Origin of the sequence: Stenotrophomonas sp. NPDC047960 (assembly GCF_043204395.1) — a bacterium.
GTDB lineage: Bacteria > Pseudomonadota > Gammaproteobacteria > Xanthomonadales > Xanthomonadaceae > Stenotrophomonas.
In genome coordinates, this window is sequence record NZ_JBIDBX010000004.1 from 328,570 (window position 1) to 355,233 (window position 26,664).

At 68.9% G+C, this 26,664-nt stretch carries 17 protein-coding genes; 3 read left to right on the forward strand and 14 right to left on the reverse strand.

Going from position 1 to position 26,664, the window contains the following annotated elements:
* Positions 1–116: 116 nt before the first annotated feature.
* From ACGFZ3_RS11400 to pilG, 7 genes are all read right to left on the reverse strand, one after another.
* A complete protein-coding gene (locus tag ACGFZ3_RS11400; protein ID WP_392920741.1) occupies positions 117–587 on the reverse strand; it encodes a chemotaxis protein CheW in 471 nt (156 codons plus the stop codon).
* 34 nt (positions 588–621) lie between these two features.
* Positions 622–1,944, reverse strand: coding sequence for a chemotaxis protein CheB (locus ACGFZ3_RS11405; RefSeq protein WP_392920744.1), 1,323 nt, complete (start codon positions 1,942–1,944; stop codon positions 622–624).
* On the reverse strand, positions 1,931–8,365 hold the full coding sequence (locus ACGFZ3_RS11410) for an Hpt domain-containing protein (RefSeq protein ID WP_392920746.1): 6,435 nt from the start codon (positions 8,363–8,365) through the stop codon (positions 1,931–1,933). Before ACGFZ3_RS11410 ends, ACGFZ3_RS11405 begins: the two co-directional genes overlap by 14 nt.
* 94 nt (positions 8,366–8,459) lie before the next feature.
* Positions 8,460–10,496, reverse strand: coding sequence for a methyl-accepting chemotaxis protein (locus tag ACGFZ3_RS11415; protein ID WP_392920749.1), 2,037 nt, complete (start codon positions 10,494–10,496; stop codon positions 8,460–8,462).
* Positions 10,497–10,539: 43 nt separating this feature from the next.
* On the reverse strand, positions 10,540–11,070 hold the full coding sequence (locus ACGFZ3_RS11420; protein WP_392920752.1) for a chemotaxis protein CheW: 531 nt from the start codon (positions 11,068–11,070) through the stop codon (positions 10,540–10,542).
* Positions 11,070–11,435: a PleD family two-component system response regulator gene (locus ACGFZ3_RS11425; protein WP_392920755.1), complete on the reverse strand. Its 366-nt coding sequence runs from the start codon at positions 11,433–11,435 to the stop codon at positions 11,070–11,072. Before ACGFZ3_RS11425 ends, ACGFZ3_RS11420 begins: the two co-directional genes overlap by 1 nt.
* Positions 11,436–11,453: 18 nt before the next feature.
* Positions 11,454–11,855, reverse strand: a complete 402-nt coding sequence (gene pilG / locus ACGFZ3_RS11430) for a twitching motility response regulator PilG (RefSeq protein ID WP_068853721.1) — start codon at positions 11,853–11,855, stop codon at positions 11,454–11,456.
* Positions 11,856–12,103: 248 nt separating this feature from the next.
* On the opposite strand from pilG, the gene gshB reads away from it, so the two are divergent.
* Positions 12,104–13,054, forward strand: coding sequence for a glutathione synthase (gshB, locus tag ACGFZ3_RS11435; RefSeq protein ID WP_392920758.1), 951 nt, complete (start codon positions 12,104–12,106; stop codon positions 13,052–13,054).
* The gene (locus tag ACGFZ3_RS11440) at positions 13,051–13,935 is read left to right on the forward strand and encodes an energy transducer TonB (protein ID WP_392920760.1); all 885 of its coding nucleotides are present in this window, start codon (positions 13,051–13,053) and stop codon (positions 13,933–13,935) included. The genes gshB and ACGFZ3_RS11440 overlap by 4 nt, the downstream gene beginning before the upstream one ends.
* 39 nt (positions 13,936–13,974) lie before the next feature.
* On the opposite strand, the gene tsaB is transcribed toward ACGFZ3_RS11440, so the two are convergent.
* The 4 genes from tsaB to mrcB are packed head-to-tail and all read right to left on the reverse strand — an operon-like array spanning position 13,975 to position 19,754.
* The gene (gene tsaB / locus ACGFZ3_RS11445; RefSeq protein ID WP_392920763.1) at positions 13,975–14,682 is read right to left on the reverse strand and encodes a tRNA (adenosine(37)-N6)-threonylcarbamoyltransferase complex dimerization subunit type 1 TsaB; all 708 of its coding nucleotides are present in this window, start codon (positions 14,680–14,682) and stop codon (positions 13,975–13,977) included.
* A 5-nt stretch (positions 14,683–14,687) separates the two neighbouring features.
* Complete coding sequence (locus tag ACGFZ3_RS11450) at positions 14,688–16,724, reverse strand: ATP-dependent DNA helicase (protein ID WP_392920766.1); 2,037 nt, start codon at positions 16,722–16,724, stop codon at positions 14,688–14,690.
* 37 nt (positions 16,725–16,761) lie between these two features.
* Positions 16,762–17,292: a tetratricopeptide repeat protein gene (locus tag ACGFZ3_RS11455; protein WP_392920769.1), complete on the reverse strand. Its 531-nt coding sequence runs from the start codon at positions 17,290–17,292 to the stop codon at positions 16,762–16,764.
* A gap of 23 nt (positions 17,293–17,315) precedes the next feature.
* Positions 17,316–19,754 carry a penicillin-binding protein 1B gene (mrcB, locus tag ACGFZ3_RS11460; protein WP_392920987.1) on the reverse strand — a complete coding sequence of 813 codons (2,439 nt, stop codon included), beginning with the start codon at positions 19,752–19,754 and terminating at the stop codon, positions 17,316–17,318.
* 95 nt (positions 19,755–19,849) lie between these two features.
* Between mrcB and ACGFZ3_RS11465 the strand changes: the two genes are divergently transcribed.
* Positions 19,850–21,949, forward strand: coding sequence for a glycosyltransferase (locus tag ACGFZ3_RS11465; RefSeq protein ID WP_392920771.1), 2,100 nt, complete (start codon positions 19,850–19,852; stop codon positions 21,947–21,949).
* A gap of 10 nt (positions 21,950–21,959) precedes the next feature.
* Here ACGFZ3_RS11465 and ACGFZ3_RS11470 read toward each other — a convergent pair whose 3' ends face one another.
* From ACGFZ3_RS11470 to ACGFZ3_RS11480, 3 genes are all read right to left on the reverse strand, one after another.
* On the reverse strand, positions 21,960–22,802 hold the full coding sequence (locus ACGFZ3_RS11470) for an NAD-dependent epimerase/dehydratase family protein (protein WP_392920773.1): 843 nt from the start codon (positions 22,800–22,802) through the stop codon (positions 21,960–21,962).
* 71 nt (positions 22,803–22,873) lie between these two features.
* Complete coding sequence (locus tag ACGFZ3_RS11475) at positions 22,874–24,433, reverse strand: hypothetical protein (RefSeq protein WP_392920776.1); 1,560 nt, start codon at positions 24,431–24,433, stop codon at positions 22,874–22,876.
* 29 nt (positions 24,434–24,462) lie between these two features.
* Positions 24,463–26,616, reverse strand: a complete 2,154-nt coding sequence (locus tag ACGFZ3_RS11480) for a RelA/SpoT family protein (protein WP_392920779.1) — start codon at positions 26,614–26,616, stop codon at positions 24,463–24,465.
* Between the last annotated feature and the right edge of the window lie 48 nt (positions 26,617–26,664).

Genomic DNA, 26,664 nt, shown 5'->3' on the forward strand with positions numbered 1-26,664 from the left:
ATGTTCGAATGTCCGGTGATGTTCGAATGTCCGGTGATGTTCGAATGTCCGGTGATGTTCGAATGTCCGGTGATGTTCGAATGTCCGGTAGGTATCGACCGTTGGTCGATACCTGGTCAATTCACCGGGAGCACTTCATCCAGCGCGGCTTCCAGCGCGTCCAGATCGGGCAGCAGCGCGCTCTGCTCACCCAGCAGCACGCGCATGTGCACGCCCGGTGGCAGGGTTTCTTCGGACGCGTCAGCCAGCAGGCCGTCGCGCGGCACGGCGATCAGCTGCGGGAAGGTCTGGGTCAGCAGCGCGAAGTACGGGCGGTTGGCGTTGCCGCCCAGCGCCTTGAGCACCACCACCTTGTTGTTGCTTACCACCGCTTCCTCGCCCAGCCCGGACAGCCGTGCGAACGACATCAGCGGCACGTCCCAGCCCTGCCAGCGGATCTCACCGACCAGCCATGCGGGCGCGTTGTCCACGGGGGTGACCGGTACCTTGGACATCATTTCGGCCACCGTCGCATTGGGCAGCAGCACGCGCTCGCTGCCGGCCTGGATCAATACCCCGCGGATTTCGTCGTTGCTGGCGTAGCTCATGAGTCTGCTTCCTGAAAGTGATGCGGCGCGGCGATTACTCGCTTACGCCCCAGCGTTCGGCGATGGCGGCGGCCAGCTGCGGCGGATCCCCGGCGGCCATGCCGGCGGCAACCACCGCATTGGCGGCAACCGGGTCGTAGCAGCCTTCGCCGGTCTGGCCAGCGACCCAGCCGCCGGCCACGGCCAGCGCCAGGACATCGTCCAGCAGGGCTACGTCGCTGCCGCTGAGCATCACGACGGCGCTGTGCGCCGGCGGCAATGCGGCCACCTGGATGCCCCTGGCGTCGGCGGTAAAATGCAGTCCGCGGTTGTGCACCGCCACACCCACGTCGTCGGGCAGGATGTAGGCATTGCCCGCCAGCACCGGCTGGTCGGATTCAGCCAGCACGACCGGCAGCGCTGACACGCGGGCCATCTGCTTGACCAGGTTGCCGTAGCGGCCGCCGTCCAGGCGCATGTAGACCAGGATCGGCACCGCCAGCCCGGCCGGCAGCGCGGCCAGCAGGCGGCGCAGCGCGTCGGGGCCACCGATGCCGGCCAGCACCAGCACCGCGCCCGGTGCGGCGCCGTTCGGGTCGACGTCGGGTTCAAGCTCGACCAGCGACAGGCGATCGATGTCGAACGCGTCGGGCGCGACCGGCGCACTGACCGGCGCAGCTGGCGCTGCAACGGGTGCGGCGCTGTCGTCATCCACCAGCGCCCAGCTGCTGTGGTCGCCCAGTGGCGCCTGCGGTACGGCAGGCACCGAGGTCGGAACCGGCGGCGGTACGCTGGCCGGCGGCGCGGCCACAGGCGCCTGCATGGCGGCCAGCGCTTCTTCCAGCGAGATCGGCTCGCTGTAGCCTTCCGGCGCCTGGTACAGGCTGTCCGGTGGCACGTCGCCGGCCGCGTCGAACGCCTCGCGCACATGGAATTCCAACGGCGCGTCGGCATGCAGTTCGGCCGGGGTCTGCGGCAGGCCCGGTTCGGGCTGCAGCAGGCCTTCCTGCTCGGCGCCCGGCGGCAGCACGTCCTGGTGGCCGTGCAGCTTGGCCACCAGGTGGCGCGCCCAGCGCTGGGCTTCCCAGCCTTCGCGACGCGCAGCCAGCTCTGCTTCGTCGAAGATGACGGTCAGTGAGGGCGAGGCCAATACGGGGTCGAGGCGTTCCAGCGCCTCCTCGATGGCCGGCTCCAGCGCGATCAGCACCGCGCCGGCATCCGCACCGCCCAGGGTTTCCAGATCCACGCTGTTGGGATCCTCTTCCAGCACCACGATCGCGCCGGCCTGGGCAAGCGCTTCGCGCAGGCGCTCGCGCGCCGGGCCGACCCGTGCCAGCAATGCCACCGACGGCAGCGGGTTCAGGTCATTCACGGGCACGGGCGATCCCCAGCAGGTCATACACGTTTCGCATCAGGTCCAGCTCCTGGTACGGCTTGCCCAGGTAACGCTGGACACCGATTTCAAAGGCGCGTTGACGGTGCTTGTCGCCGCTGCGCGAGGTGATCATCACGATCGGCACGCCCTTGTAGCGCGGATCGGCGCGCATGGCGGTGGCCAGTTCATAGCCATCCATGCGCGGCATTTCAATATCCAGCAGCATCAGGTCCGGCACCCGCTCTTCCAGGCGTTCCAGCGCTTCGATACCGTCGCGGGCGACGGCCACTTCAAAGTTGTGGCGTTCCAGGATGCGGCCGGTGACCTTGCGCATGGTCAGCGAGTCGTCGACCACCATCACCAACGGTGCCTGGCGGTCGGCTGCCTGCGCGGCCGGTGCGATCGGCTTGAGCGGGTTGGCCTGGTGACGGCGCACCAGCGGCGCGACGTCCAGGATCACCACCACGCGGCCATCGCCGGTGATGGTGGCGCCGTAGATGCCCGGTACCGAGGCGATCTGCAGGCCCACCGGCTTGACCACGATTTCGCGGTTGCCCAGCACCTGGTCGATCGCCACGGCCGCGCGCAGTTCACCGGCGCGTACCAGCAGCAGCGGCACCTGCTCCTGCCCTTCGGCACGGGCCTGGCCCTGACCGACCAGCGTGCCCAGATCGTGCAGCGCGAATTCTTCGCCGCCGTAGTGGTAACCGCCGTTGGCCGACTCGAAGCGCTCGCGGGAGATCCGGCCGATACCGCTGACGGACGCCACCGGCACCGCGAAGGTGGTGTCGCCGATCTGCACGAACACCGCCTGGGTGACCGCCAGCGTCTGCGGCAGGCGCAGGGTGAAGGTGACGCCCTTGCCCGGCACCGAGTGGATGTCCACCGAACCGCCCAGCTGGCGCACTTCGTTGTGCACCACGTCCATGCCCACGCCACGGCCCGCCAGCTGGCTGACCTGGTCGGCGGTGCTGAACCCGGGCGAGAAGATCATCGCGTCCAGTTCGGCATCGCCCAGGACCGCGTCGGGTTCCACCAGCCCGCGCTGTTCGGCGCGGCGACGGATCGCCTCACGGTTCAGGCCAGCGCCGTCATCGGCCACTTCCAGCACGATTTCCGAGCCTTCGCGGCGCAGGCGGATGGCGATCTCGCCTTCCTCCGGCTTGCCGGCGGCGCGGCGCTGCTCCGGGGTCTCCAGGCCATGGGCCACGGAGTTGCGCAGCATGTGTTCCAGCGGCGCGACCATGCGGTCGAGCACATTGCGGTCCAGTTCCCCGTGGGTACCGTCCAGGGTCACATGGACCTGCTTGCCGGTGTCCTGGCCGGCCTGGCGGACCACGCGACGCAGTCGCGGCACCAGGCCGTCGAACGGCACCATGCGCGCACGCATCAGGCCGTCCTGCAGTTCCGAGCTGACCCGCGACTGCTGCTGCAGCAGCACGTCGTACTGGCGCGACAGGTCGTCCAGTACGCCCTGCAGGCCGCCAAGGTCGGCTGCCGATTCATTCAGTGCACGGCTGAGCTGCTGCAGCGTGGAGAAGCGGTCCAGTTCGAGCGGATCGAATTTGTGGTCGACCTGTTCCTGCTCGCGCTGGTAACGGGCCACGATCTGGGCCTCGGTTTCCAGGTCCAGGCGGCGCAACTGGTCGCGCAGACGCGCATTGGTACGGTCCAGTTCGGCCATCGCGCCGCGGAAGGCACCCAGCTGCTGTTCCAGTCGCGAGCGGTAGATCGCCACTTCACCGGCATGGTTGACCAGGCGGTCCAGCAGGTCGGCGCGGACGCGCACCTGTTCCTGCTGCGGACGGGCCAGGCTGTCGTCCTCGCTGGACGCTTCCAACGGCACCGGTGCGGACAACGGTGCCGAGGCGACGGCCGTATCGACCACCGGCGCGGCATCGACCGCGCTCGCGGCCGCGACGGGCGCGTCCTCGGGCTCGGCGCGGCCCAGCGTGCGCGCTTCGAACGCGGCAATCAGGTCGTCCGGCATGGCCACGTCGCGGTGGCGACCGGTGCGGGTCAGCATCTGGTGCAGACGGTCGAAGCCGCGTTCCAGCAGGTGGACGTCGCTGCGGTCGATATCGGTACGGTTGGCGGCGACCGCTTCCAGCAGGGATTCGATGCCGTGGCCCAGGTCGCCGATGGCATTGATGCCGGCCATGCGTGCGCCACCCTTGAGGGTGTGCAGGTCGCGCTGCAGGCCGGCGATCGCTTCGCGGTCCTGCGGAGCGGCGCGCAGTTCGCTGATCAGGCCATCGCAATGGTCGAGCAGGTCTTTGCCTTCTTCGACGAAGATATCGACCAGCTCGCGGTCCAGTACGCTGAAGTCGAGCGAACCGGCGTCGTCGATCTCCTCGTCGGCGGCGGCCTCCTCTGCCACGGCCGTGGCCGCCATCGGGGCGTCTTCGAGTTCGAACAGCGGTGCCGGCGGCGACGCGTCTGCAGCATCGGACACGCGTGCTTCGGCATCGGCCTCGGCGAACGCATCGCGCTCATCCAGCGCCTCGTGACGGGCATCCAGACCCAGCACCGGTGCATCCTCGGCCGACGCCTGCGTCTCGGAACCGTCGACAATGGTCAGACCGTCATCCAGCGCCTGCTGCAGTTCAACCGTTTCACCGAACGCCGGGGGAGACGGGATGATGTCTTCCAGCGCGGCGGCGGCTTCGTCTTCTTCGATGGCGTCCAGGCTGTACGCGTCGTCGTCTCCGACGGTGGCCGGTGCGTCGGTCTCCGCCGCAATCACCTCGTGAAGAACCTCGAGCTCCGCGGCCTCCAGTTCGATGGCCTGGAGCTCTTCAACCGCGATTTCCTCGGCCACCACGTCTTCGTCAACGACCCCGACCGGCGCCGACGGCTCGGCAGCTTCCGCGTCCGTGGCATCCACCGGATCGGGCAGCGTGTGCTCGTAGAAGCGCGACAGGTCGTCCGCAGCCGTCAGTTCGACCGCGTCAAGGCCGTGCTCGACAGCCGCCGGCCCGACGGTTTCCGGCAGGTCCCCGGTCGGCGCGCTGGACGGCGCATCGAACGGGGTCACCAGCTCGGCATTGAAGTAGGCGGAGAGATCGTCGCTGCCGGTCAGCTCATCGGCGACCAGCGGGTCGGCGGCGGCATCGGCGGCGTCGGCGCTGTCGTCTGCAACGGCATGGTCATTGCGCTCATCGAACTGTGCGGAGAAGGCCGCCAGCTCGTGGGCAGTGACATCATGCGCGGCCTGCGATGCATCGGCCTGGGCATCGTGGTCCGCCACGTTGTCGGCGTCGGCAACCACATCCACCGGGTCGACATCCTCGACCTCGAAGTCGAGGCCTTCGTCGGCGACCAGAGCCGGCCAGCGCGCCTCAGGCAGCGTTTCAGCCAGCGCATGGAGACGTTCGGCCAGCGCGGCCTGCGACGGAATACGCGGAGCGTCGGCCTGCAGCGCCACCATCGTGGTCCGGATCGCGGCGGCGGCCGCCGCCAGCGCATCCACGCCTTCGGTGCCCGGCACTGCATCGGCCGCCAGCGAGCGCTTGATGAAGCTCTCGGCGCCGCCGGTCACTGCGGTGATTTCGGGCACGTCGGTCATCGCGAACGCACCGTTCATGGTGTGCACCGCGCGCAGCAGGGTGTCGGTGACCGGTTGCGGCGCCGACTGCGCCTGCTCCAACCAGGCCTGCAGCGTCGCGTGGTGGGCCTCGACTTCGGCCTCCAGGATCTCGCGCAGCACTTCGTCGATGTTGGCCGGGGTGCCCGCCCCCTGTTCGGCGTCCGCGGTGTCCTGCGCGAGGTCCGACACGACCGCCTCCGCCGGCTCTACCGGCGCAGTGGCTGGCGTCGGACGCTGCAAGGGCACGTGGAAGGTTTCCTCGCCCGCAGCCACACGGTCGGCGATGCCCTGCATGGCCTGCAGGTCCGCGCTCACGCGGCTGCCGTCGCGCAGCGCCGCATTGAGCTGCGGCAGTACTTCATAGGCCTGGGTGACCATCGCCACCACGGCCGGCGATGCCGGACGGCTGCCGTCGAGCACGCGGTTGAGCATGCCTTCGATCTTCCAGCTGAACTCGCCCAGGGTGCGCGCGCCCACCAGGCGGCCACTGCCCTTCAGGGTATGGAACACGCGGCGGATCGGGCGCAGGCGATCCATGTTGTCCGGGGCCATGCGCCAGACCGGAAGCAGGTTGCCGAGGTTGACCAGCTCCTCGTCGAACTCTTCGATGAAGACCTCGCGGATGTCCTGGTCGATGTTCTCGCCGTCGTCCTCGAAGCCGGCTTCAATGGTGCCCGGCGCTTCAACACCCAGCGGCGCATCGACCACGGCGGGCGCCTGGACGGCGGGGGCGGTAGAGAACTGCGCGGCGGCGGCATCCAGTTCGGCAAGGAAGCGCGCGGATTCGTCATCCAGCTCGATCTTGCCGATGACCGCTTCCTGCACGCCAGCGACACTGCCCGCTGCCGTTGCGTCGAGCGGGACCTCGTCTTCGCGGGCCGCTGCTTCGCCGGCATCAATCCGGTCGTCGGCGGGCACGGCGGCTTCAACCGGTTCGGGCTGCTCCTGCAGGAACGCAGGAAGTGCCTGCACATCCAGCTCGCTGCTGGCGGTGGCCGGCGCGTCTTCGATCTGCAGCGAGAGCACATCGCCGGCATTGTGCAACGGCTCGTCGAAGGTGAATTCGATCGGCTCGTCGCTCAGTTCCAGCGCATCGTGTTCGGCAGCGACCGGGTCGAACCCGCTGGCGACCGGTGCTTCGGTGGCGGACGACGGCGCATCCACGCCGTCCAGGGCGATCGGTGCGATATCGGTCGCTGCTGCGGCCTCCCACGACGTGCCGGTGCTGGCATCTTCGGCCAGTACCGGATCAAAGTGGGCGAACGTGGGCGCGTCATCGGTACGCACGGGCTCAGCGTGCAGCGTCCACTGTGGCGCGTCCGGGGCGACCGGAGCGGTCGAGGCTTCGAACACCAGCGTCGGCGCAGGCTTGCCGGCCGGCGCAACCGGCGCGACAGCAGCCACCTCCGGCAGCGGCTCGAAGGTGAAGTCCGGCAGCGGCGGCGACGGCACCTGGCCCGGTGCCGGAGCGGCCGGCGTCACTGCCGTCTGCACCGGGGTCACCACGGGCGCATCCCAACCGGTCAGCTCCACGTGCTCCGGGGCGACCGGCAGCGCTTCGGCGCTGGCATCGGCCGGGGCGGCATTCTCGTCCGGAAGCGGCCAGTAGCGCAGCGTTTCCAGGCTGGTGCGGGTGATGTCGAGAATGTCGTCGCGACCCTGGCGGCGCTCGCGCAGGGCTTCAAGGTAATACTCCAGGCTCGCCATCGCATCGGCGAGGGTATCCAACTGGCGGCCACTGGGCACGCGCTGGCGGCCAATCAGCTCGACCGCGATGTACTGGCGCACGCCCTGCAGGTAATCGGCCGGCGTGGACAGATCGAGCATGCGCAGCGCGCCGGCGACCTCACCCAGCAGGCGCGGCACCTCATGCAGCTGCTCGTGGTTCCAGTTGGTTTCAATGAAGGCGACGAAGTGCTCGCGGGCGGCCGAGAAGTTGGCGATCGCCTCATGGGCAAGCACCTCAACGGTACGCCGACCTTCGGCAGCGCTTGGATCGTCCTCGCCACTGCCGCCGGCGCCAAGATGGGCGACCTGGTCGTCCAGTGACGCATCTACGTACAGCAGTGCACCGGCGATATCCAGCAGCAGCGTTTCATCGATCTGCTGCTCGCCCTCGACCACGCCACGCAACGCATCGCGCTGCTGCACGACCACGCCGCGGGCCACGCCCAGGCCCATCATGCCCAGGGTGTCGGCCACCGCGCCCAGTTCGTCGACCTGGGTCTGCAGCTGGGCCGGCTCGCCACCGGTACGCAGGTGCAGGTCCAGCGCGTCCTTGATGCGCAGCAGTTCTTCCTTGACCGCATTGCCCACGGTGTCGAGCAGTTCACGGTTGCGTCCGCTGAGGCTGCCACGTGCGTGGTCCAGTTCGGCCTCGGTGGCGCTGGCGCTGTCCGGTGCGAAGGCGAACAGCACGCTTTCATTGATCACCGGCGCGGCGCGCGCCAGGCGGATGTCATTGAGCAGCGGCAGCAGCACGATCGGAATGTCACGGTGACCGTTCTGCAGGCGCTCCAGGTAATCGGGCAGCAGCACGCTGCCGCGCATCAGGGTGGCGCAGGCTTCGTCGCGGTCGGGCACTTCCCCGGAGCCGATCGCATTGGCCAGCTGTTCCATCTCCTCGGCCACCATCGCCGGCGCATACAGCTCGACCATGCGCAGCGTGCCCTGCACCTGATGCAGGTAGCCGGCGCAGAAGCGCATGCGACTGCCATCGGCAGGATCTTCGGCGTAGTACTCGAGCTCGTTGCGCACCTGGCGCAGGGTCTCGTCCAGCTCCGGCTTCACCCAGCCCAGGGCGGCGTGGCTCATGGCATCGCGCAGCGTGCTCATGCCAGGTCTCCCGGCAGGTGGGCGCGCATGTCGTGCTGTGCTTTATCGCGATGCATCATCTGCTGATTCCTTCCCTCTCCGCCCTGCCCGCGGCTCACGCCGGCAGCTTGAAGTCGGCAACCGAGCGGCGCAGGTCGGCCGCCAGCTGTGCCAAATGACCGATCGACTCGGCGGTCTGTCCCGCGCCCTGCGAGGTCTGGCCGGTAATCTGACGGATCACGCCCATGGTGCGGGTGATGTCCGACGCGGCCGACGACTGCTGCTGGGCGGCGATCGAGATGTTCTTGATGAGGTTGTTGAGCGCGTTGGACACGCGTTCGATTTCGGTCAGCGCCGTACCGGCGTCCTCGGCCAGGCGTGCACCGGACACCACTTCGGCCGTGGTCTGCTCCATCGAGCTGACCGCTTCGTTGGTATCGGCCTGAATGGCCTGGACCAGGTTTTCGATTCGGCGGGTCGCACCGGAGGTGCGTTCTGCCAGGCGCTGCACTTCGTCGGCCACGACCGCGAAACCGCGACCGGCTTCACCGGCCGAGGCCGCCTGGACTGCGGCGTTCAATGCCAGGATGTTGGTCTGCTCGGAAATGTCGTTGATCAGTTCCACGATCGAGCCGATTTCCTGCGAGGACTCGCCCAGGCGCTTGATGCGCTTGGAGGTTTCCTGGATCTGGTCGCGGATCTGGTCCATGCCCTGGATGGTTTCGCGCACCACGCCGGCACCCTCGGCGGCGATGACCACCGAGCGCTGCGCCACGTCGGCCGACTCGGCCGAGTTGCGCGACACCTGTTCAATGCTCGACGCGATTTCGCCGATGCGGTCCGACGCCGAGGTGATCTGGTTGGCCTGGTGGCCGGCCGCTTCGGCCAGCTGCATCGCCGTGGCCTGGGTTTCCTGGGTGGACACGGCGACCTTGGCCGAGGTGTCGTTGATGGTGGTCACCAGGTGGCGCAGTTCGTCCACGGCGTAGTTGATTGCGTCGGCAATGGCGCCGGTCATGTCCTCGGTCACCGAGGCCTTCACCGTCAGGTCGCCTTCACCCAGCGAGCTGATTTCGTCCAGCAGCCGCATGATGGCCTGCTGGTTGCGGCTGTTGAACTCCACCTGGGTCTGGTAGCGCAGTTCCTGCTCGCGCGAACGGCTGCGCACGGTGCTGCTGACGAAGCCGATGATGGCGATCAGCGACAGCGCGCCGGAAATCACGCCCAGCCAGAAGTTCGGGAACAGGCGGGTATCGCGTACCGAACCGAACGAAGAGAACGCCTCGAACAGCTTCTTGCTGTCGTCGAGCATCTTGGTCGCACCGCCGGTCAACGCCGCGGCCGACGACTGCGCCGAGAACAGCTGGCGCGAGCTGGCCAGGATCGCGTCGGCGTCCTGCTTCATGGTGTCCCACTGCTTCTGCGACTGCTCGAGCGCGGCCAGCGCGGCGGCGTTGCGGACCGGCGCGATGCCCAGTTCCTCGTTGCCGTTGCGCAGCGCGTCCAGCACCTGGGTGAACACCACCGAGTCGCGGGCCAGCGCATCGCCCGAGGCGGCAGCGTTGGCGCCGCCGGCGCGCATTTCGGTCACGCGGCGCGCCATCGAGCCCACCACAACGACCTGCTGCAGGGCGTTGTAGACCTGCGACGCGGGCGCGCCGCCTGCCGACATGGCGCGCACCACTTCGTTCAACTGGGCCTGCAGCGCGGGAACGCCGTTGACGAAGTTGTTGGCGTTGCCGGCCAGCGCCAGCACCGCCGGTTCACTGGCCACCAGCTGGGCGGCGCTCTTGCCGAGCGGCTCCCAGGTCTGGGTCAGCTGGTTGAGCGGACCGGACACGTTGGCTTCGCTGCCGTAGCGGCCCTGCAGGCTGCTCACGGTGCTTTCGATGCGGGCCTTGGTGTCCTTGAAGGCAGTGAAGGCCTGGGCGTTGCCCGACACCGCTTCACGGCCCTGGTTGGCCAGCTGCTGCGACAGCACCTGGAGGTCGGCCGCGCCGGTGCTGGCGCCGGCCAGGCGACTGCCCTGCCAGGTGGCCACGCCGGTATTGACGCCGAACACGATCATTGACAGGGCCAGCAGGCCGAGCCAGAAATTGGTTCCTACCGTGCCCAGCTTGCCGGCCTTGGCGGTTTCCGAAGAAGTACTCATCGTTCAACCTCGATCTTCAATGCAGTGAGGCAGGCAGCAGCGTTCACGCCGCGGCCTGCCTGAATTCGGGGGTACGCGACAACAGTGACAGCGAGAACACGCCCCAGTCGTGGCCGTCGCCGCGGAACGCGCGGTCGATGAAGTGGGCGTAGCGGCCACTGGCCAGGTCACCACTTTCGATATCCTGGTCCAGCTCGAAACTGCGCTGGCCGAACAGTTCATCGATGGTCAGGGCGACGTCGCCGCCGGCCTGGCGCATGATCAGCACGCGCTGGCCTTCCTGCTGCACGGTGCGCTCGCCTTCCATGAAGTACTTCAGGTCGACCACCGGGAACAGGTTGCCGCGCAGGTTGCCCACGCCCAGCAGCCACGGCTGCGCGCCGGGCACCGGGGTAATCGGCGGCATCGGCACGATTTCGACCACCTCGCGGAAGTCCGAGACCAGGTGGCGCTTGCCGACCCGGTAGCCGACGCCGCGCCACAGGTCCTGGGCGAACTGCCGCTCGGGCAGCTGCACCGCATGGGCCAGGCTGCGCCGTTCGTAGGCTTCAAGGATGTCGAAGGGAGAACGCATCAGGACACCAGCAGGTCGTTGATCTGCGCGATCAGGTCTTCTTCGCGCGGTGGCTTCACCACGTAGGCGGCCGCGCCTTGGCGCAGCCCCCAGGCCTTGTCGGTTTCCATCGCCTTGGTACTCACGATGATCACCGGGATTGCCCTGGTCTTCTCATCGCGGTTCAGCGCACGGGTCGCCTGGAAGCCGCTCATGCCCGGCAGCACCACGTCCATCAGCACGAGCTGTGGCTGGTGTTCCTGCACGAGCTTGATGCCGTCCTCGGCGTTGCCGGCTTCGAGCACTTCGTGCCCGGCCTTGGTCAACCACTGGATGAACACCGCCCGGTCGGTCGGTGAGTCCTCGATCAGAACGATTCGAGCCATTGTGCCTTTCCCCCCTGGTCAGGCGTTTACGTATGTGCGGATGGCACCCAGCAGTTCTTCACGCGTGAAAGGCTTGGTCAGGTACTGCTCCGAGCCCACGATGCGACCGCGCGCCTTGTCGAACAGGCCATCCTTGGACGACAGCATGATCACCGGCGTAGCCTTGAACAGCTGGTTGTTCTTGATCAGCGCGCAGGTCTGATACCCGTCGAGACGGGGCATCATGATGTCCACGAAGATGATCTGGGGCTGTGTGTCGGCGATCTTCGCCAACGCCTCGAAACCATCGGTCGCGGTCACTACTTCGCAGCCTTCACGCTTGAGCAGCGTTTCAGCCGTTCTGCGGATGGTCTTCGAATCATCGATGACCATCACCCTGAGCCCTGCGAGTTCCCCACCCGCAGCCATGTTTTCAGTCATTACCTTTCCCCGAGCGCGCGACGCTTCTGCTTTGGTCCGGCGCCGCTGCGAAAGCGTATCTATATCCCACCACGCGGCCGTCATCAAGGGTGTGCTTCCGAAGCCAAGCCGGGAGCGCCCCCCGCGAACCGGCCCGGCCCGGAACTGCGCAAAGCGTGAAGACCGCCGGACGCTGCGTTCCGCCGCTCCGGGCGGGCAATACGGCCGCATTGCCGCTACCATCAGCGCCTGCCCGCCAGGTTGCGACCATGCCGTTGAACGTCATCGTGGTGATGGATGCCATCGCCCACATCAAGATCGCCAAGGACACCACCTTCGCCATGCTGCTGGAAGCCCAGCGCCGTGGCCACGCCCTGCACTACGTCAGCCCCGGCGGGCTGGCGCTGCGTGACGGAGTCGCGGTGGCCCGCACCGCGCCGCTGCAGGTGCGCGACGACAAGCATGACTGGTTCACGCTCGGTGAATTCTGCCAGACCACGTTCGGCCCGGGCCAAGTGGTGCTGATGCGCAAGGATCCGCCCGTGGATGCCGAATTCATCTACGACACCCAGGTGCTGGACGTGGCCCAGCAGGCCGGTGCGCTGGTGGCGAACGACCCGCAGGGCCTGCGCGACTACAACGAGAAGCTGGCCGCCCTGCTCTTCCCGCAGTGCTGTCCGCCGACCCTGGTGAGTCGTCGCCATGCCGACCTGAAGGCATTCGTGCTTGAACACGGCCAGGCCGTGCTCAAGCCGCTGGACGGCATGGGGGGGCGCTCGATCTTCCGCAGCGGCACCGGGGATCCGAATCTCAACGTGATCCTGGAAACGCTGACCGACGGCGAGCGCAGGCTGACCCTGGCACAGAAGTTCATCCCCGACATCACCGCCGGCGACAAGCGCATCCTGCTGGTCGACGGCGAGCCGGTGGACTACTGCCTGGCGCGGATTCCGCAGGGCGACGAGTTCCGCGGCAACCTGGCCGCTGGCGGCCGCGGCGAAGGCCGCCCGCTGAGCGAGCGCGACCGCTGGATCGCCGCGCAGGTCGGGCCGGAAATGAAGCGCCGTGGCATGCGCTTCGTAGGGTTGGATGTGATCGGTGATTACCTGACCGAAGTCAACGTCACCAGCCCCACCTGCGTGCGCGAACTGGATGCGCAGTTCGGGCTGAACATCGCCGGCACCCTGTTCGACGCGATCGAGGCCAGCCTGGCGCAATGAATACGGTCGCCCCGATGGTGCCCCTGCAGGCCCGCGAATCGCAGCGCCTGGGCGCGACCCTGGCGCTGTCGGCGCTGGTGCATGCGCTGCTGATCCTGGGGGTGGGCTTCGCGGTCAGCGACAACGCCGCGCTGGTACCCACCCTGGACGTGATCTTCAGCCAGACCCAGACGCCGCTGACGCCCAAGCAGGCTGACTTCCTGGCCCAGGCGAACCAGCAGGGCGGCGGCGACCACGACAAGGCGCAGCGTCCGCGCGACAACCAGACCGGGATCGTGCCGCAGCCGCAGGCCGGGCTGTCGCCGGTGCCGCAGCAGCGCCAGGATGCCGCGCGCCCACCGCCGCCGCAGGCGCGGGTCGTGGCCAGCCGCAACAGCTCCGACCGGGTCGCCGAAGCCCAGCCACAGCCACTGCCGGAACATCCGCAGCAGGATCCGGCGCTGACCGCACGCGAACAACGCGATGCCGAAATGGCGCGGCTGGCCGCCGAAGTGCACCTGCGCTCGGCGCAGTACGCCAAACGCCCGAACCGCAAGTTCGTGTCGGCCAGCACCCGTGAGTACGCCTACGCCAATTACCTGCGCGCGTGGGTGGACCGCGCCGAGCGCGTGGGTAACCTGAACTACCCCGATGAGGCGCGCCAGCGCCGCCTCGGCGGCCAGGTAGTGATCACCGTGGGCGTGCGTCGCGATGGCAGCGTGGAAAGCAGCCGGATCCTGCGCAGCAGCGGCACGCCGCTGCTGGATGAAACCGCACTGCGGGTAATCCGCCTGGCCCAGCCGTTCCCGCCGCTGCCCAAGACCGATGACGGCGTGGATATCCTGCAGGTCACCCGGACCTGGGTGTTCCTGCCCGGCGGCGAGCTGCGCGACGACCGGTGAATGAGGTCGGCCACCCGAAACGGTGACTGCGGCCAATCCCTAGACCTGCTGTTTTGCCGCCCGCGCAGCCTGCTGTTCAACCAGCGTCAGCGCCACGTTGTTGCGCAGGTAGGCCGGTTCGACCAGCTCCGGCGCCATCGCCTCGCCGCGCTCGAACATCGGCACGGCCAGCGTCAGCAGGTCGGATGCGCGCGGCAACGCCTGTGCATCGACACCTTCCAGCTGGTCGGCCAATCGGGCAGCGAGCACGCCATCGGCCGCGCCGAAGCCGGTGCCGACACCGAACCAACGGCTGCCATCGGGCACTTCCACCGCCTCCGGCGCACACACCACCTCCTCGCCCTGCAGCTGCCATTGCCCATCCACGCGCACCTGGCGAGCCGCGTACACCTCGCCCATGCGCGCATCGATGCTGCTCAGCACATGGGTCGCTCCGGCCGGCGCACGCAGCGCCAGCACCTGCAGAGTGGACACCGGAATCAGCGGACGATCCAGCGCCAGTGCGATGCCCTGGGCAATGGCAATGGCCAGCCGTACGCCGGTGAAGGCACCCGGCCCGCGCCCCAGAGCGATCGCGTCAAGCTGCGACCGCGCCAGCCCGGCCTCGCCCAGCAGCTCCTCGGCCCAGGGCAGGCTCAGTTCGGCATGGCGGCGCGGGGCGATCTCGAAGCGCTCACGCACCTGCCCATCCACGTAAAGGGCAACGGAGCAGGCTTCGGTGGCGGTTTCAAAAGCGAGCAGTTTCATGGGGATCAGAACAGGGAAGTAGGAAAGGCGTCTGCAACCGCGGCGGGACCTGCAGTCCCGGGGTCGGCGGCCGTGGCAGGCCATTGTGGCGCAAAGAAGGTCTGCACATCGCCCAGCGAGCGGGTGCGCCGGAACGGCGGCAGCGAATCCAGGAAGGTACGGCCGTAGCTGCGGCTGACCAGGCGTGGATCGCACAGCACCAGCACGCCCCGGTCGGTCTCGCTGCGGATCAACCGCCCCACTCCCTGCTTGAGCGCGATCACCGCCTGTGGCAGCTGCTCGTCGCGGAAGGGGTTGCCGCCGTCGCGGCGGATCGCGTCCAGCCGCGCCTCGAATACCGGGTCGTCGGGGGCGGCAAAGGGCAACTTGTCGATCACCACCACGCTCAATGCATCGCCCACCACATCCACGCCTTCGCGAAAGCTGGCCGAGCCCAACAGCACGCCATTGCCCGATTCGCGGAAGCGCTGCAGCAGCGTGGCGCGCGGCGCCTCGCCCTGCACGAACAGTGGCCAGGGCGCGTCGCGCAGCGCTTCGGCCGCCTCGCGCAGGGCGCGATGCGAGGCGAACAACAGGAATGCCCGGCCGGCGGACGCTTCCAACACCGGGGTCAGCGCGCGAATCAGCGCAGTACCGAAGCCGCGCGCAGCCGGATCGGGCAGATCGGTCGGCAGGTAGCACAGCGCCTGCCGGGCCCAGTCGAACGGACTCGGCTGCAGCAGGGTGATGGGGTCGTCCAGGCCCAGCCGCTGCGCGATGTGTTCGAACCTGCCGTCAACGGTGAGCGTGGCCGAGGTAAAGATCCACGCTGCCATCGAACGCTGGCGGTGCTCGCGAAGGGGCCCGGATACATCCATCGGCGTACGCTGGCAGCGGAAGCCACGCGGGGTGAGCTCGTACCACAGCACGTCGGCCGGCGCCGGCGCCTGTTCCGGATCGGCATCGAAATCCAGCAGCGGCGCATCGTCGCCCAACCAGCGCGACAGCCGCGACACCGCCTCCATCGCACGCGCATGGCAGGCATCCAGGCCTGGCGATGCGGCCCGCACGCCATCGAGTGCATCGCGCAGCGCGACCAGTGAACTCATCGCGGCGTCGAAGCCATCGCGCACCTGCGGTACCGCCAGGGCGCGCCACTGGGTGCCACGCGCGGGCAGGCCATCCATCGCCATGCGCAGGTCACGCAGGGTCTGCTCCAATGTCCCGGCATGCGCCTGCAGCGCCGCCTGGGCGCCGGCCACGCTGCGACTCTCGGCCAGGCAGTCGCGGGCCAGTTCCTGCCACGGCCGCATGCCAAAGCCTTCGCCGAAGAAGTTGGCCGCCAGCTCCGGCAACTGGTGGGCTTCGTCGATCACGAACGCCTGCGCACCCGGCAGGATTTCGCCGAAGCCCTCCTGCTTGAGTGCCAGGTCAGCCAACAGCAGGTGATGGTTGACCACCACCACGTCGGCCGCCTGCGCACGCTGGCGCGCCTGCACCACGAAGCAGTCGTCCCAGAACGGGCACTCGGTACCCAGGCAGTTGTCCACCGTGGAGGTAACCATGGGGTACAGCGGTGAATCGTCGGGCAGCGCTTCCAACTCGGCCATGTCGCCGAACTTCGTGCGCCCCGACCAGGCCAGGATGCGCTGGAACTGCGCCACTTCCTGCGGCGAGGTGAAGCGCGGTTCGCCTCGCGCCTGCTGCAGCCGGTACCGGCACAGGTAGTTGGACCGGCCCTTGAGCAGCGCGCTGCTGTGCCCCACCCCGAGCGCGGCGCGCACGCGCGGCAGGTCGCGGTGGTAGAGCTGGTCCTGCAGCGCGCGGGTACCGGTGGAAATGATGGTTTTCAGGCCCGACAGCAGCGCCGGTACCAGGTAGGCGAAGGTCTTGCCAGTGCCGGTGCCGGCCTCGGCCAGCAGCACTTCGCGCTGGACGAAGGCCTCGGCAATGGCCGTGGTCAGGCGCAGCTGGGCCGGGCGCGCGACGAAGGCATCAAGTTGGCTGGCCAGGGTGCCGCCCTCGCTGAGGGCTTCACTGCTGGCGTGGGCAAGGCGGGACATACCGCCATTGTAGTGCCGGCCGCCGGCCGGCGAACCGTCAATAGCGTTTTATGCCCGGCACCGTGCAGCCTTCCAGCTGGGCGTGCGCCGACACCGCGTTTTCCTTTTCGCCACGCGCCAACCGCGCCTGTTCGATGGTGGCCCAGTGGCGGCGGCACAGCGGGCCGGTTTTCGATCCCAGCTCCACCGCCTTGCGGGCCAGCGTTTCGGCGCGTGCCCAGTCACCCTGCAGCAGCGCGATTTCCGCGCGTTCCTGCACGATGGAGGGATCGCCTTCGTTGATCAGCAGTGCCTGGTCCAGCGCCTCGGCCGCACCGGCCAGATCGTTGGCCTGGCGCTTGGCCTTGGCCACTACGCGCAGGTCCTCGATGCCGGCATCGCGCAGCGGCTGCACGTCCAGTTCCTTGTCATCCTTGCCAGCGCTGGCATCCACCGCCGCCATGCGCTGGGCCGGCGTTGTGGTATCCACCGGCGCCTTCACCGGCGGCGCGGTGGACACGCAGGCGGCCAGCGCCAGCCCAAGGGTGAGCACGGTAGCGGTACGAATCACGGTGCGGGAAGTCGTCATGCGGGGCTGCCTTGCGTTGCGCGTCATCGAGCGGGGGAAGTGGCCGCGGGTGCGGCCTGCGCCGGCTCGGCGGCCGGTTCGGGCTTCTTGTCCAGGCCGAACCAGCTGCGCCAGCCGCCGCCTTCGCTGCCCTCGCCGCCTTCGCCTTCCGGCAATGCGGTGGGGGCCACGCACGCAGTGTAGGCCGGTGCGTAGCCGACCACGAACGGGAAACGGCGCGCGCCCGGGCAGGACTCGTCGGTGGCGGCGGTCCCACCGGCTTCGACCGGCTGCCAGTCCAGGCCCTTGTTGCTGACCTTCAGCGGCGCGCTCGGCAGGCGGCTGAAGATGCCCGACCACACCCGCATGGCGCCGGTGGCGCCGAACAGGCCGGTCTGCTGGTTCTGGTCGTTGCCCATCCAGACCACTGCCAGGTGGTCGCCGGTGTAGCCGGCGTACCAGCTGTCACGGCCGTCATTGGAGGTACCGGTCTTGCCGGCCGCCTGCAGGCGCGACAGGCCGTCGGCATTGAGGCGCGCGGCGGTGCCACTGGAGACCACCTGCTGCAGGCCGATGCTGATCAGGTTGGCGGCGATGGAGTCGCCTTCCTGGGCCGGTGCCGGGGTCTTGTCATAGCGCTTGAGCAGCTTTCCCTGCGGATCGAGCACGCCGCGCACCGCGTGCAGCGGCTGGATTTCGCCGCCGGAGGCGAGGAACTGGTACAGCTGCGCCATCGCATACGGGCTCTGGTCGGTCGCGCCCAGGATCACCGAGGGATTGCTCTCGGCCTTCAACCCGGCCAGCACGTGGATCAGCTGGGTGACGCGTTCCGGGCCTACCTGCATGCCCACGCGCACGGTGGCCTGGTTGTAGGAATTGGCCAGCGCATCGACCAGGCGCACGGTGCCGTGGCTGCGGTTGTCCGCATTGCCCGGGGTCCAGCGCTTGCCGCGGCTGAGCTGCACGGTCACCGGCGAATCGTCGACGAAGGTCGCCAGCGAATACTTGTCCGGCTGCGCCAGTGCCAGCAGGTACACGAACGGCTTGAGCAGCGAGCCTACCTGCCGCTGCGCTTCGATGGCCCGGTTGAAGCCCGGCTCGGACACATCGCGGCTGCCGACCACGGCCAGCACGTCGCCATTGTGCACATCGGTCAGCACCAGGCCGGCCTGCAGTTCGGGGCGACGCTTGTTCTCCAGCGACTTCAGCGTCCTGGTCACCGCGCCTTCGGCATAGGCCTGGGCAGACGGCGCCATGCCGGTCATGACGCTCAGGCCGGCGCCCTGCAACACGGATTCCGGGTAGTCATGCCCCAGCTGCCGGCGCACCAGATCCACATAGGCCGGGAACCGGTTGGCGGCGATCAGGCCCGGGTTCTTCGGTACGCCCAGCGGCGCCTTGAGCGCGCGCTGCAGTTCGGTCGCGTCGATCAGGCCGTTCTCGTGCAGCTTGCCGAGCACGAAGTTGCGCCGATCCAGCGCACGCTCGGGATTGCGGCGCGGGTCGTAGTACGACGGCCCCTTGACCAGGCCGATCAGCAGCGCGATGTGCTCGGTGTTGAGCGAGGAAAGGTCGCGGCCGAACCAGAATTCGGCGCCGGAGGACATGCCGTGGATTGCCTGGCTGCCGCGCTGGCCCAGGTACACCTGGTTGAGGTAGGCCTCCAGGATGGTGCGCTTGTCGTAGCGCGCTTCCATGATCAGCGCGTACAGCACCTCGTTGAACTTGCGGGTGACCGTCTGTTCCTTGCCGATCCCGAGCAGGCCGCTGCGGGCCAGCTGCTGGGTCAGCGTGGACGCGCCCTGGCGGCTCTGGCCACCGGACCGCACGGTCACCCACACCGCGCGCGCGATGCCGCTCAGGTCGATGCCGTGGTGCCGGTTGAAGTCCTTGTCTTCCACAGCCTGCAAACCGGTGACCAGCAGCTCGGGGGTATCTTCCAGCCGGACCAGGCGGCGTTCTTCCTGCTTCTGTCCGTACAGGGTGGCAATGCGCGCCGGGTCCAGCCGCGCGGCCTTCAGCGCCTTGCGGCTGTCGGCATCGCGCAGCGAGGCGATCTGGCCGCCGGAAAGACGCAGCTCGATCCGGCGCGGCGCGACCTTGCCATCCACATCGTTGTAGCCACGGCTGGAGACAACGAAGCGGCCGCCGTCCTGGCTGAAGGTGGCCGGGGACTTGCCGATGCCGTCATCGCGATACGCCGATGCCGCCAACTCGGTCTTGAGCGTCTGCGCATCCATGGCCACGCCCGGCGCCAGTGTCAGCGGACGTGCATAGACGCGGGTCGGAATCTGCCAGCGCAGCTCGCCGAAGCGCTGGGTGACCTGGGTGTTCAGGTACGCGGTATACGGAATGAGGAAGCCCAGCGCCAGCGCAACGGCGGCCATGCCCCAGGTGATCAGGCGAGGACGCCACTGCGGCCAGCGGCTGTCGGTGTCGTCCTCGAACGCGTCGTTGTCGTCGGAATCGTAGCGTGGGGGCACGGGCATGCAAGAATGTAAAAGTCCGGCGAGTCTAGCGCAGCCTTGGTGGCGCGCGTGTCCCCCGGTTTTCCCCGCTTAGCTGGAGTTGTAACGGGATGCCCACGTCCTTGGCCGATGCACGCTACTTCCTGAACCGCATGATCGGCCTGTTCCGGCGCAGCGTGGCCAGCCTGCGGACACGGGGCTGGCAGGCCACCTGGCAGCGTATCCGGGTGCATGCGCGCCCCGTGGCGAGTCTTCAGCGCGCGCCGCTGTACCTGCCCCCCGCCACCCCGTTCGCGCCGTTTTCGGTGCCGTACAGCGTTGAGCCCCGGGTCAGCATTGTGATCCCGGTGTACAACCATGCAGCCCACACCCTGGCGTGTCTGCGCGCCCTGGCGGCCTACCCGCCGAAGGTGGCCTGCGAGATCCTGGTGGTCGACGACGGCAGCAGCGATGACACGGCGGAGTGGATGCCGCAGGTGCAGGGGCTGCGCTATGAAGTCCGCGCAGCCAATGGCGGGTTCATCGAAGCCTGCAACGACGGTGTGTCACGTTCGCGCGGCGCGTTCATCGTGCTGCTCAACAACGACACCGTACCGCAGCCAGGCTGGCTGGACGCGCTGCTGGACACCTTCGACGCGGTACCGGACGCCGGCCTGGTCGGTTCGCAACTGCTGTATCCGGACGGCCGCCTGCAGGAATCGGGCGGCGTGGTGTTCAACGAGGGCAGCGCGTGGAGCTACGGGCGCTTCGAATCGCCGGACGACCCGCGCTACAGCGCGCTGCGCGATGCGGACTACTGTTCCGGCGCGGCATTGATGCTGCCGCGCCCGCTCTGGGAGCAGCTGGGCGGGCTGGATACGCGCTACCGTCCGGCCTATTACGAAGATACCGACCTGGCCTTCGCAGTGCGCGCCGCCGGCCACCGGGTGCTGGTGCAACCGGCCAGTCGCGTGGTGCATGACGAAGGCACCAGCAACGGCACCGATACCGGCACGGGGATCAAGGCCTACCAGGTCCGCAACCGGGGCGTGTTCGCCGCCAAGTGGGCGCCGGTACTGGCTGCCCACCCCGCCGCAGGCAGCGTGCCCACGCCGGCACTGCTGCACCGCCAGCAGCGCCAGGTACTGATCCTCGACGAACGGGTGCCGCAGCCGGATCGCGATTCCGGGTCGCTGCGCCAGTACAACCTGATCCGCATGCTGCTCGCTGAAGGCCTGCACGTGGTGTTCGTGCCGACCCTGCGCGAACATGCCGGTGCCCCCACCGAAGCGCTGCAGAAGCTGGGCGTGGAGGTCTGGTACGCCCCGTTCCTGGACGGCGTCGGCGCGTGGCTGCGCGAGCACGGGCCGCGCTTTGCGGTGGTAATGATGGTGCGCCACCACGTGGCCAGCGAGTGCCTGCCGCTGCTGCGACGTTATGCACCGGATGCGCGCCGCGTGTTCGACACCGTGGACCTGCATTACCTGCGCGAACGCCGCGGCGCGGAGCTGGCTGGCGATGCCGGACTGCTGCGCAACGCCGAACGCACCCGCACCCGCGAACTGGCGGTGATGGCCGCCAGCGACGTGACCGTGCTGGTGAGCGAAGCCGAGCGCACCCAGCTGCAGGTCGATGCCCCGGCCGTACACGTGGAGCTGATTTCCAACCTGCATGAAGTGGCCGGTGGCGGCGCCAGCTGGGCACAGCGCCGCGACCTGGTGTTCGTTGGTGGCTTCCGCCATCCACCGAACGTGGATGCCATGCAGTGGTTCATCGGCGAGGTGTTCGCGCGCATCCGGGCGCAGTTGCCGGAGGTGCGCTTCCACTGCATCGGCGCCGATGTTCCCCCTGCCCTGCAGGCGCTGGCCGCCACCCAGCCGGGCGTGCAGATCCACGGTTTCGTACCGGTGGTGACCCCCTACATGGACGAGGTGCGCATCGCGGTGGCGCCGCTGCGTTTCGGCGCCGGCGTCAAGGGCAAGGTCAACCTGAGCATGGCCCACGGCCAGCCGGTCGTGGCTACCACCGTGGGGGTCGAAGGCATGCACCTGCGCGATGGCGAGGATGTACTGGTGGCCGACGATGCCGACGCGTTTGCGGCCGCCGTGGTCCGCCTGTACCGCGACGAAGCGCTGTGGCGGAAACTGTCGACTGCGGGGCTGCGCAACGTGGCGGACCACTTCTCGCTGGACGCCGCGCGCGACACGGTGCGGCGCGTGTTCGTCCAGTAAGGGCAGGCCGTCAGGGGGTATGCGGCCGCCAGGTCGCAGGGGTCGGCTGGAACGCACGTGGCTCCACGCCCAGGCGTCGGGTCAGTTCGGTGTTGTCCGCCACCAGGTCCTGCTGCAGTCGCGACACCGGTCCGCGCGCACGCGGCACGGCCGCCGCGAGCAGCGCCAGTGCTGTCTCCGGAAGGTATACCGGCAGCGTGAAGCTGCCCATGCTCGCGCGCACGCGCCGGAACATCTGCTGGTAATCCAGGCGCTCGCCGCCGCCGATCTGCAGGGTCTGGCCGGATCCCGCCTCGCTGCCCAACGCCGCCACCACCGCCAGTGCGATGTCATCGGCGTGGACCGGCTGGCGCAGCCCGTGCGCCATGGGAATCGGAAACAGGCGCGTGCGCCGCGCCCGCGCGACGATCGGGGTCAGGCTGCGGTCGACCCCGGCGCCGTACACCAGCGTTGGACGGAGCACGGTCCACTGCATGCCAAGGCGCTCGGCCTGCTCGGCCAGGTTGCGCTCGCCCCGCTGCAACAACGCCACCAGCGCCTGTTCTTCAGCTTGCGCCGATCCCTGCTTGGTCAACACGCTCATCGAACTGGTAACGATGATCTTTCCCGCCGGCGCAGTGTGCTGCCGGGCCAGCCAGTCGCCCCATGCGTCCAGCGGCGCGAAGCTGACGATTGCCTGCAGCGGTTGCGACGGCGCCGGCAGTGCACGCATGTCGCCCACCTGCCACGCCACCCCCGGCTGCGCCGGGTGCGCATGCCGGCTCAAGGCCAGTACCGGCACCTGTGCGGCCACCAACCGCGGCAACAGGTACCTGCCAATCTGGCTGGTCGCGCCGGAAACAAGAACTGTCATTGCTTTTCCACGATGGAACGAGCGCGCACTATAGCCGACCGGCTGCGTGGAGCCTGCCGGCGCGGTGCGACTCAGCGCAGCGGATCGGCAGCGAGCAGCCGCTGCTGCAGCGCCTGGTATTCGGCCGCCGTGGGGGAAACGCCCCAGCGGGCCGCCTGCTGCAGCGCCTCCTGCGCAAACGCCACGTCGCCCCGGCCAAGGCGCTCACTGCCAATGGCCAGCCAGCGCTGGCCCAGGCGCTGGCCGGCGTCGGCCTGGCCACCGCTGCGCGACAACGCCTGCCAGGCCTCCAGGCACGCACCTGCAGCCTGTACGCGGTTTTCGCGCAGGCGATCTTCGACGCATTGCCGGGTGGCGGGCACCAGCCGCTGTGCCGCCGCATGCACGCGCGCGTCCCGGGGCGCAAGCGCCTGCGCTTCGCGGAGTGCGTCATAGGCGCTGCTGCCGGGCGGCGACAGGATGTCGCCGCGTGCCTGGGCCTGCTCGAAACGCGCAAGCAGGTCGCGCACGGCCTGCTCGCGGCGTCGGTGCGGCGTGGCGGGTGCGGTCAGCGCCCGCTCGGCCTGGCGCGCCTGCGCAACGGCCTGGCGCGACGCCACCAACTGGCGTTCGGACGCACCAAACGCCTCTGCAGTGGCCAGCGCCTGCCCCGCCAGATCGAAGCGGAAATCCGCGGCCTGGCGCACCGCCGCCGCCAGCAGCGCCTCGACCACCTGCTGCAGCCCGCGCTGCGCGACGGCGTCATCGGGGCGCACCGCCAGCACTGCCTGGAATGCGTCGCCCGCCAACTGCCAGCGCTGCCGGCGCAGCAACCGCTGCCCATCGCGCACGCGCGCCTCCAGCGCCGCGTTCAGGGCGGCCTCGCTTGCTGGCAGGTCGACATGGCCTGCATCAAAGCCCCGCGCGCGCTGCACGCGGTCCGCGGCACCGGCGACATCACCCCGTGCTGCTGCATCGCGTGCCTGCTGCAGCAGGTCCGAAAGCGCATCCTCGCGCCCTTCCAGCGCGCGCAGGTGGTTCGGCGCCCGCGCCAGTACCTGCTGGAACAGTGGCAAGGCGCTGTCCTCGCTGCCGTCCAGCCGTTGCGCCTGCAGCGCTGATTCGGCCCGGCCCAGCAGCGCGCCAATCCCGGCGCCCCCCTGCCGGTGGTCGCGCAGCCGGCGCGCCACGGCATCGGCATCGCGCTGCGGCACCTGCAGTTCGCGGGCCAGCGCCAGGGCACGCTGCGCGGCCTCCGCATCGCCGGCATCCAGGGCGGCACCGGCCTGCACCAGCGCGGCCTGGCCGGTGCGCGCCAGGCCTTCACGGGCCTGCGGTCGATCGCTGTCCAGCGCCAGCGCCGCCTGGTACCACTCGCGCGCGCCGCTGCCGTCGGCAGCCGTCAACCGTCCCGCCGCCAGTGCACGGTCGCCCCGGTCCAGCAGCTGTTCCACCTGCGGCTCGTTCCAGAACCAGTTGGCCAATGGGCGCCGGAACAGGGCCAGCAGCACGAACACCGTCACCGCCACCAACAGCGCCCAGCGCCAGATGCGGCGCGACTGCCAGGCCTGCACCCACCACCAGCGCCCTTCGCGGCGAACGCGGCGGAGGGCGGCATGCGCGGCGTCCTCATGGTCGGGATGGCGGCTCATTCCGTGAGCGTAGCGTTGGTCACGTGATGTCAGCCCAGACGCCGCGCATGGCTGACGCCAGGCAAGGCATCCAGTTTCCCCAGCAGCGTCGAAAGCTGGCCGTAATCGCTCACCTTCAGGCGCAGGCGCAGGTGCGCTCGGCCACTGTTGCGTACGTTGTCACTGTGGATGTCCAGCACGTACGCATCTTCCTGCGCGATCAGGTTCGTGATGTCCTTGAGCAGCCAGCGGCGATCCACCGCATCGACCGCCACATCCACCTCGTAGCCACCGCCTGCCTGGCCCCACTCGACCGGCAGGATGCGCTGTGGGCTGGCCGCCGACAGTCGCGCCAGTGCGGCACAGTCGGTGCGGTGCACGGTGACTCCACGGGTGCGGGTCAGGTACCCGACGATGGGCTCGCCGGCCACCGGCTGGCAGCAGCGCGCGAGCTGCACCAGCAGGTTGCCCACGCCCTGCACGGTGAACTTGGACTTGCCCAGGCTGTCGCGGCGCGCCGTGGGCCGTGGCAGCGCGGGCACCGCCGGCTGCGTGGCCGCGCGTTCGGCTTCGAGCAGGGCGCGGCTGACCTGGTGCGGGCCGGTGTCGCCCAGCGCTACCTGGATGTACAGGTCATCGACGCTGTCGGCATGGAACTTCTTTGCCGCCACGGCCAGGTCGGCCTGCGCCAGTCCGAGCCGCTTCAGTTCTCGGTCGAGCAGGTCCCGCCCGGCCTGGACGTTGCGCGCCCGGTCCAGTTTGTGGAACCAACCGCGCACTTTCTCGCGCGAGCGGTTGCTGGCCAGGTAGCCATTGGAGGCCAGCAGCCAGTCGCGGCGCGGGTCGGCCTCCTTGCCGGTGAGGATCTCGACCCGGTCGCCACTGCGCAGGCGGTAGGTAAGCGGCACGATGCGGCCGTTGACCTTCGCACCGCGGCAGCGGTGCCCGACCATCGTGTGCACGTGGTACGCGAAATCCAGCGGGGTGGCGCCCTGCGGCAGGTCCATCACCTCGTCCTTGGGGCTGAGCGCGTAGACCCGGTCCTCGGTCAGTTCCGCATCCAGCGCGCCGGCCAGCTCACCGCCGTGGCCTTCCTGGGACTGCTCCAGCAGCTGGCGCATCCAGGTGATCTTGCGATCGAACGCTTTTTCCGCGCCTTTGCTGCCTTCCTTGTAGCGCCAGTGCGCGGCCACGCCAAGCTCGGCCTGGGCGTGCATGTCGTGGCTGCGGATCTGCACTTCGATCGTGCGTCCTTCCGGGCCCACCACGGCGGTGTGCAGGGAACGGTAGTCATTGGCCTTGGGCCGGGCGATGTAGTCATCGAACTCGCTCGGCACCGGCGCCCATAACGAATGCACCACGCCCAGCGCGGCGTAGCAGGCCGCTACGTCCTTGACCATCACCCGCACCGCGCGGATGTCGTACAGCTGCTCATACGCCAGCCGCTTCTTCTGCATCTTCCGCCAGATGCTGTAGATGTGCTTGGGACGCCCGCTGACCTCGGCCTCGATGCCCTGCGCCAGCAGCTCGCGCGACAGCACCTTCTTGACCGATTCGACGTAGCGTTCGCGCGCCAACCGCGTTTCGTCCACTTCACGTGCGATGCGGCGGTAGGTATCCGGCTCCAGGTGCCGGAACGCCAGATCCTCCAGTTCCCACTTCAGCTGCCAGATGCCGAGCCGGTTGGCCAGCGGCGCATGGATGTCACGGGTCAGCTGGGCCAGCGCGCGGCGTTGCTCTTCAGGCAGCCGGTCGGCCGCGCGCATGCGCGCCAGCTGCCGGGCCAGCAGGATCGGAACCACCCGAAGGTCCTGGATGATCGACAGCAGCAACCGGCGCAGGCCTTCGCTGTTGCGCCCGGCATCGCGCCCAGCGTGCAGCGCCCAGACCTGGTCGGCCGCGTCCAGGCCCTCGAGCAGGCCTGTCACGGCAGCCTTGTGGCTGCCAAGCGGAAGCGCATCCAGCCCGGCACGCAACCACGGCAGGTCGAACAGCAGGGCCGCCAGCAGGGCGCTGTCGTCGGCCGACAGCAGGGCCAGCGCATCCACGGTATCGGCCAGCACCGGCCAGGAGGCTGACTGGACGTGGTCGGCATCGTCGGCCTGCCAGCGCTGCAGCAGGGCATCGCGCAGCGCGGGGGGCAGCGAGGCCGCCGACGGTCGGTTCAACAAGCCATCCAGGCCGGGGACAGAAGCGCGGTTCACAGCATCATGCAGACAAGATAGAGAGCCCTACACTAGCGCTGGTATCGT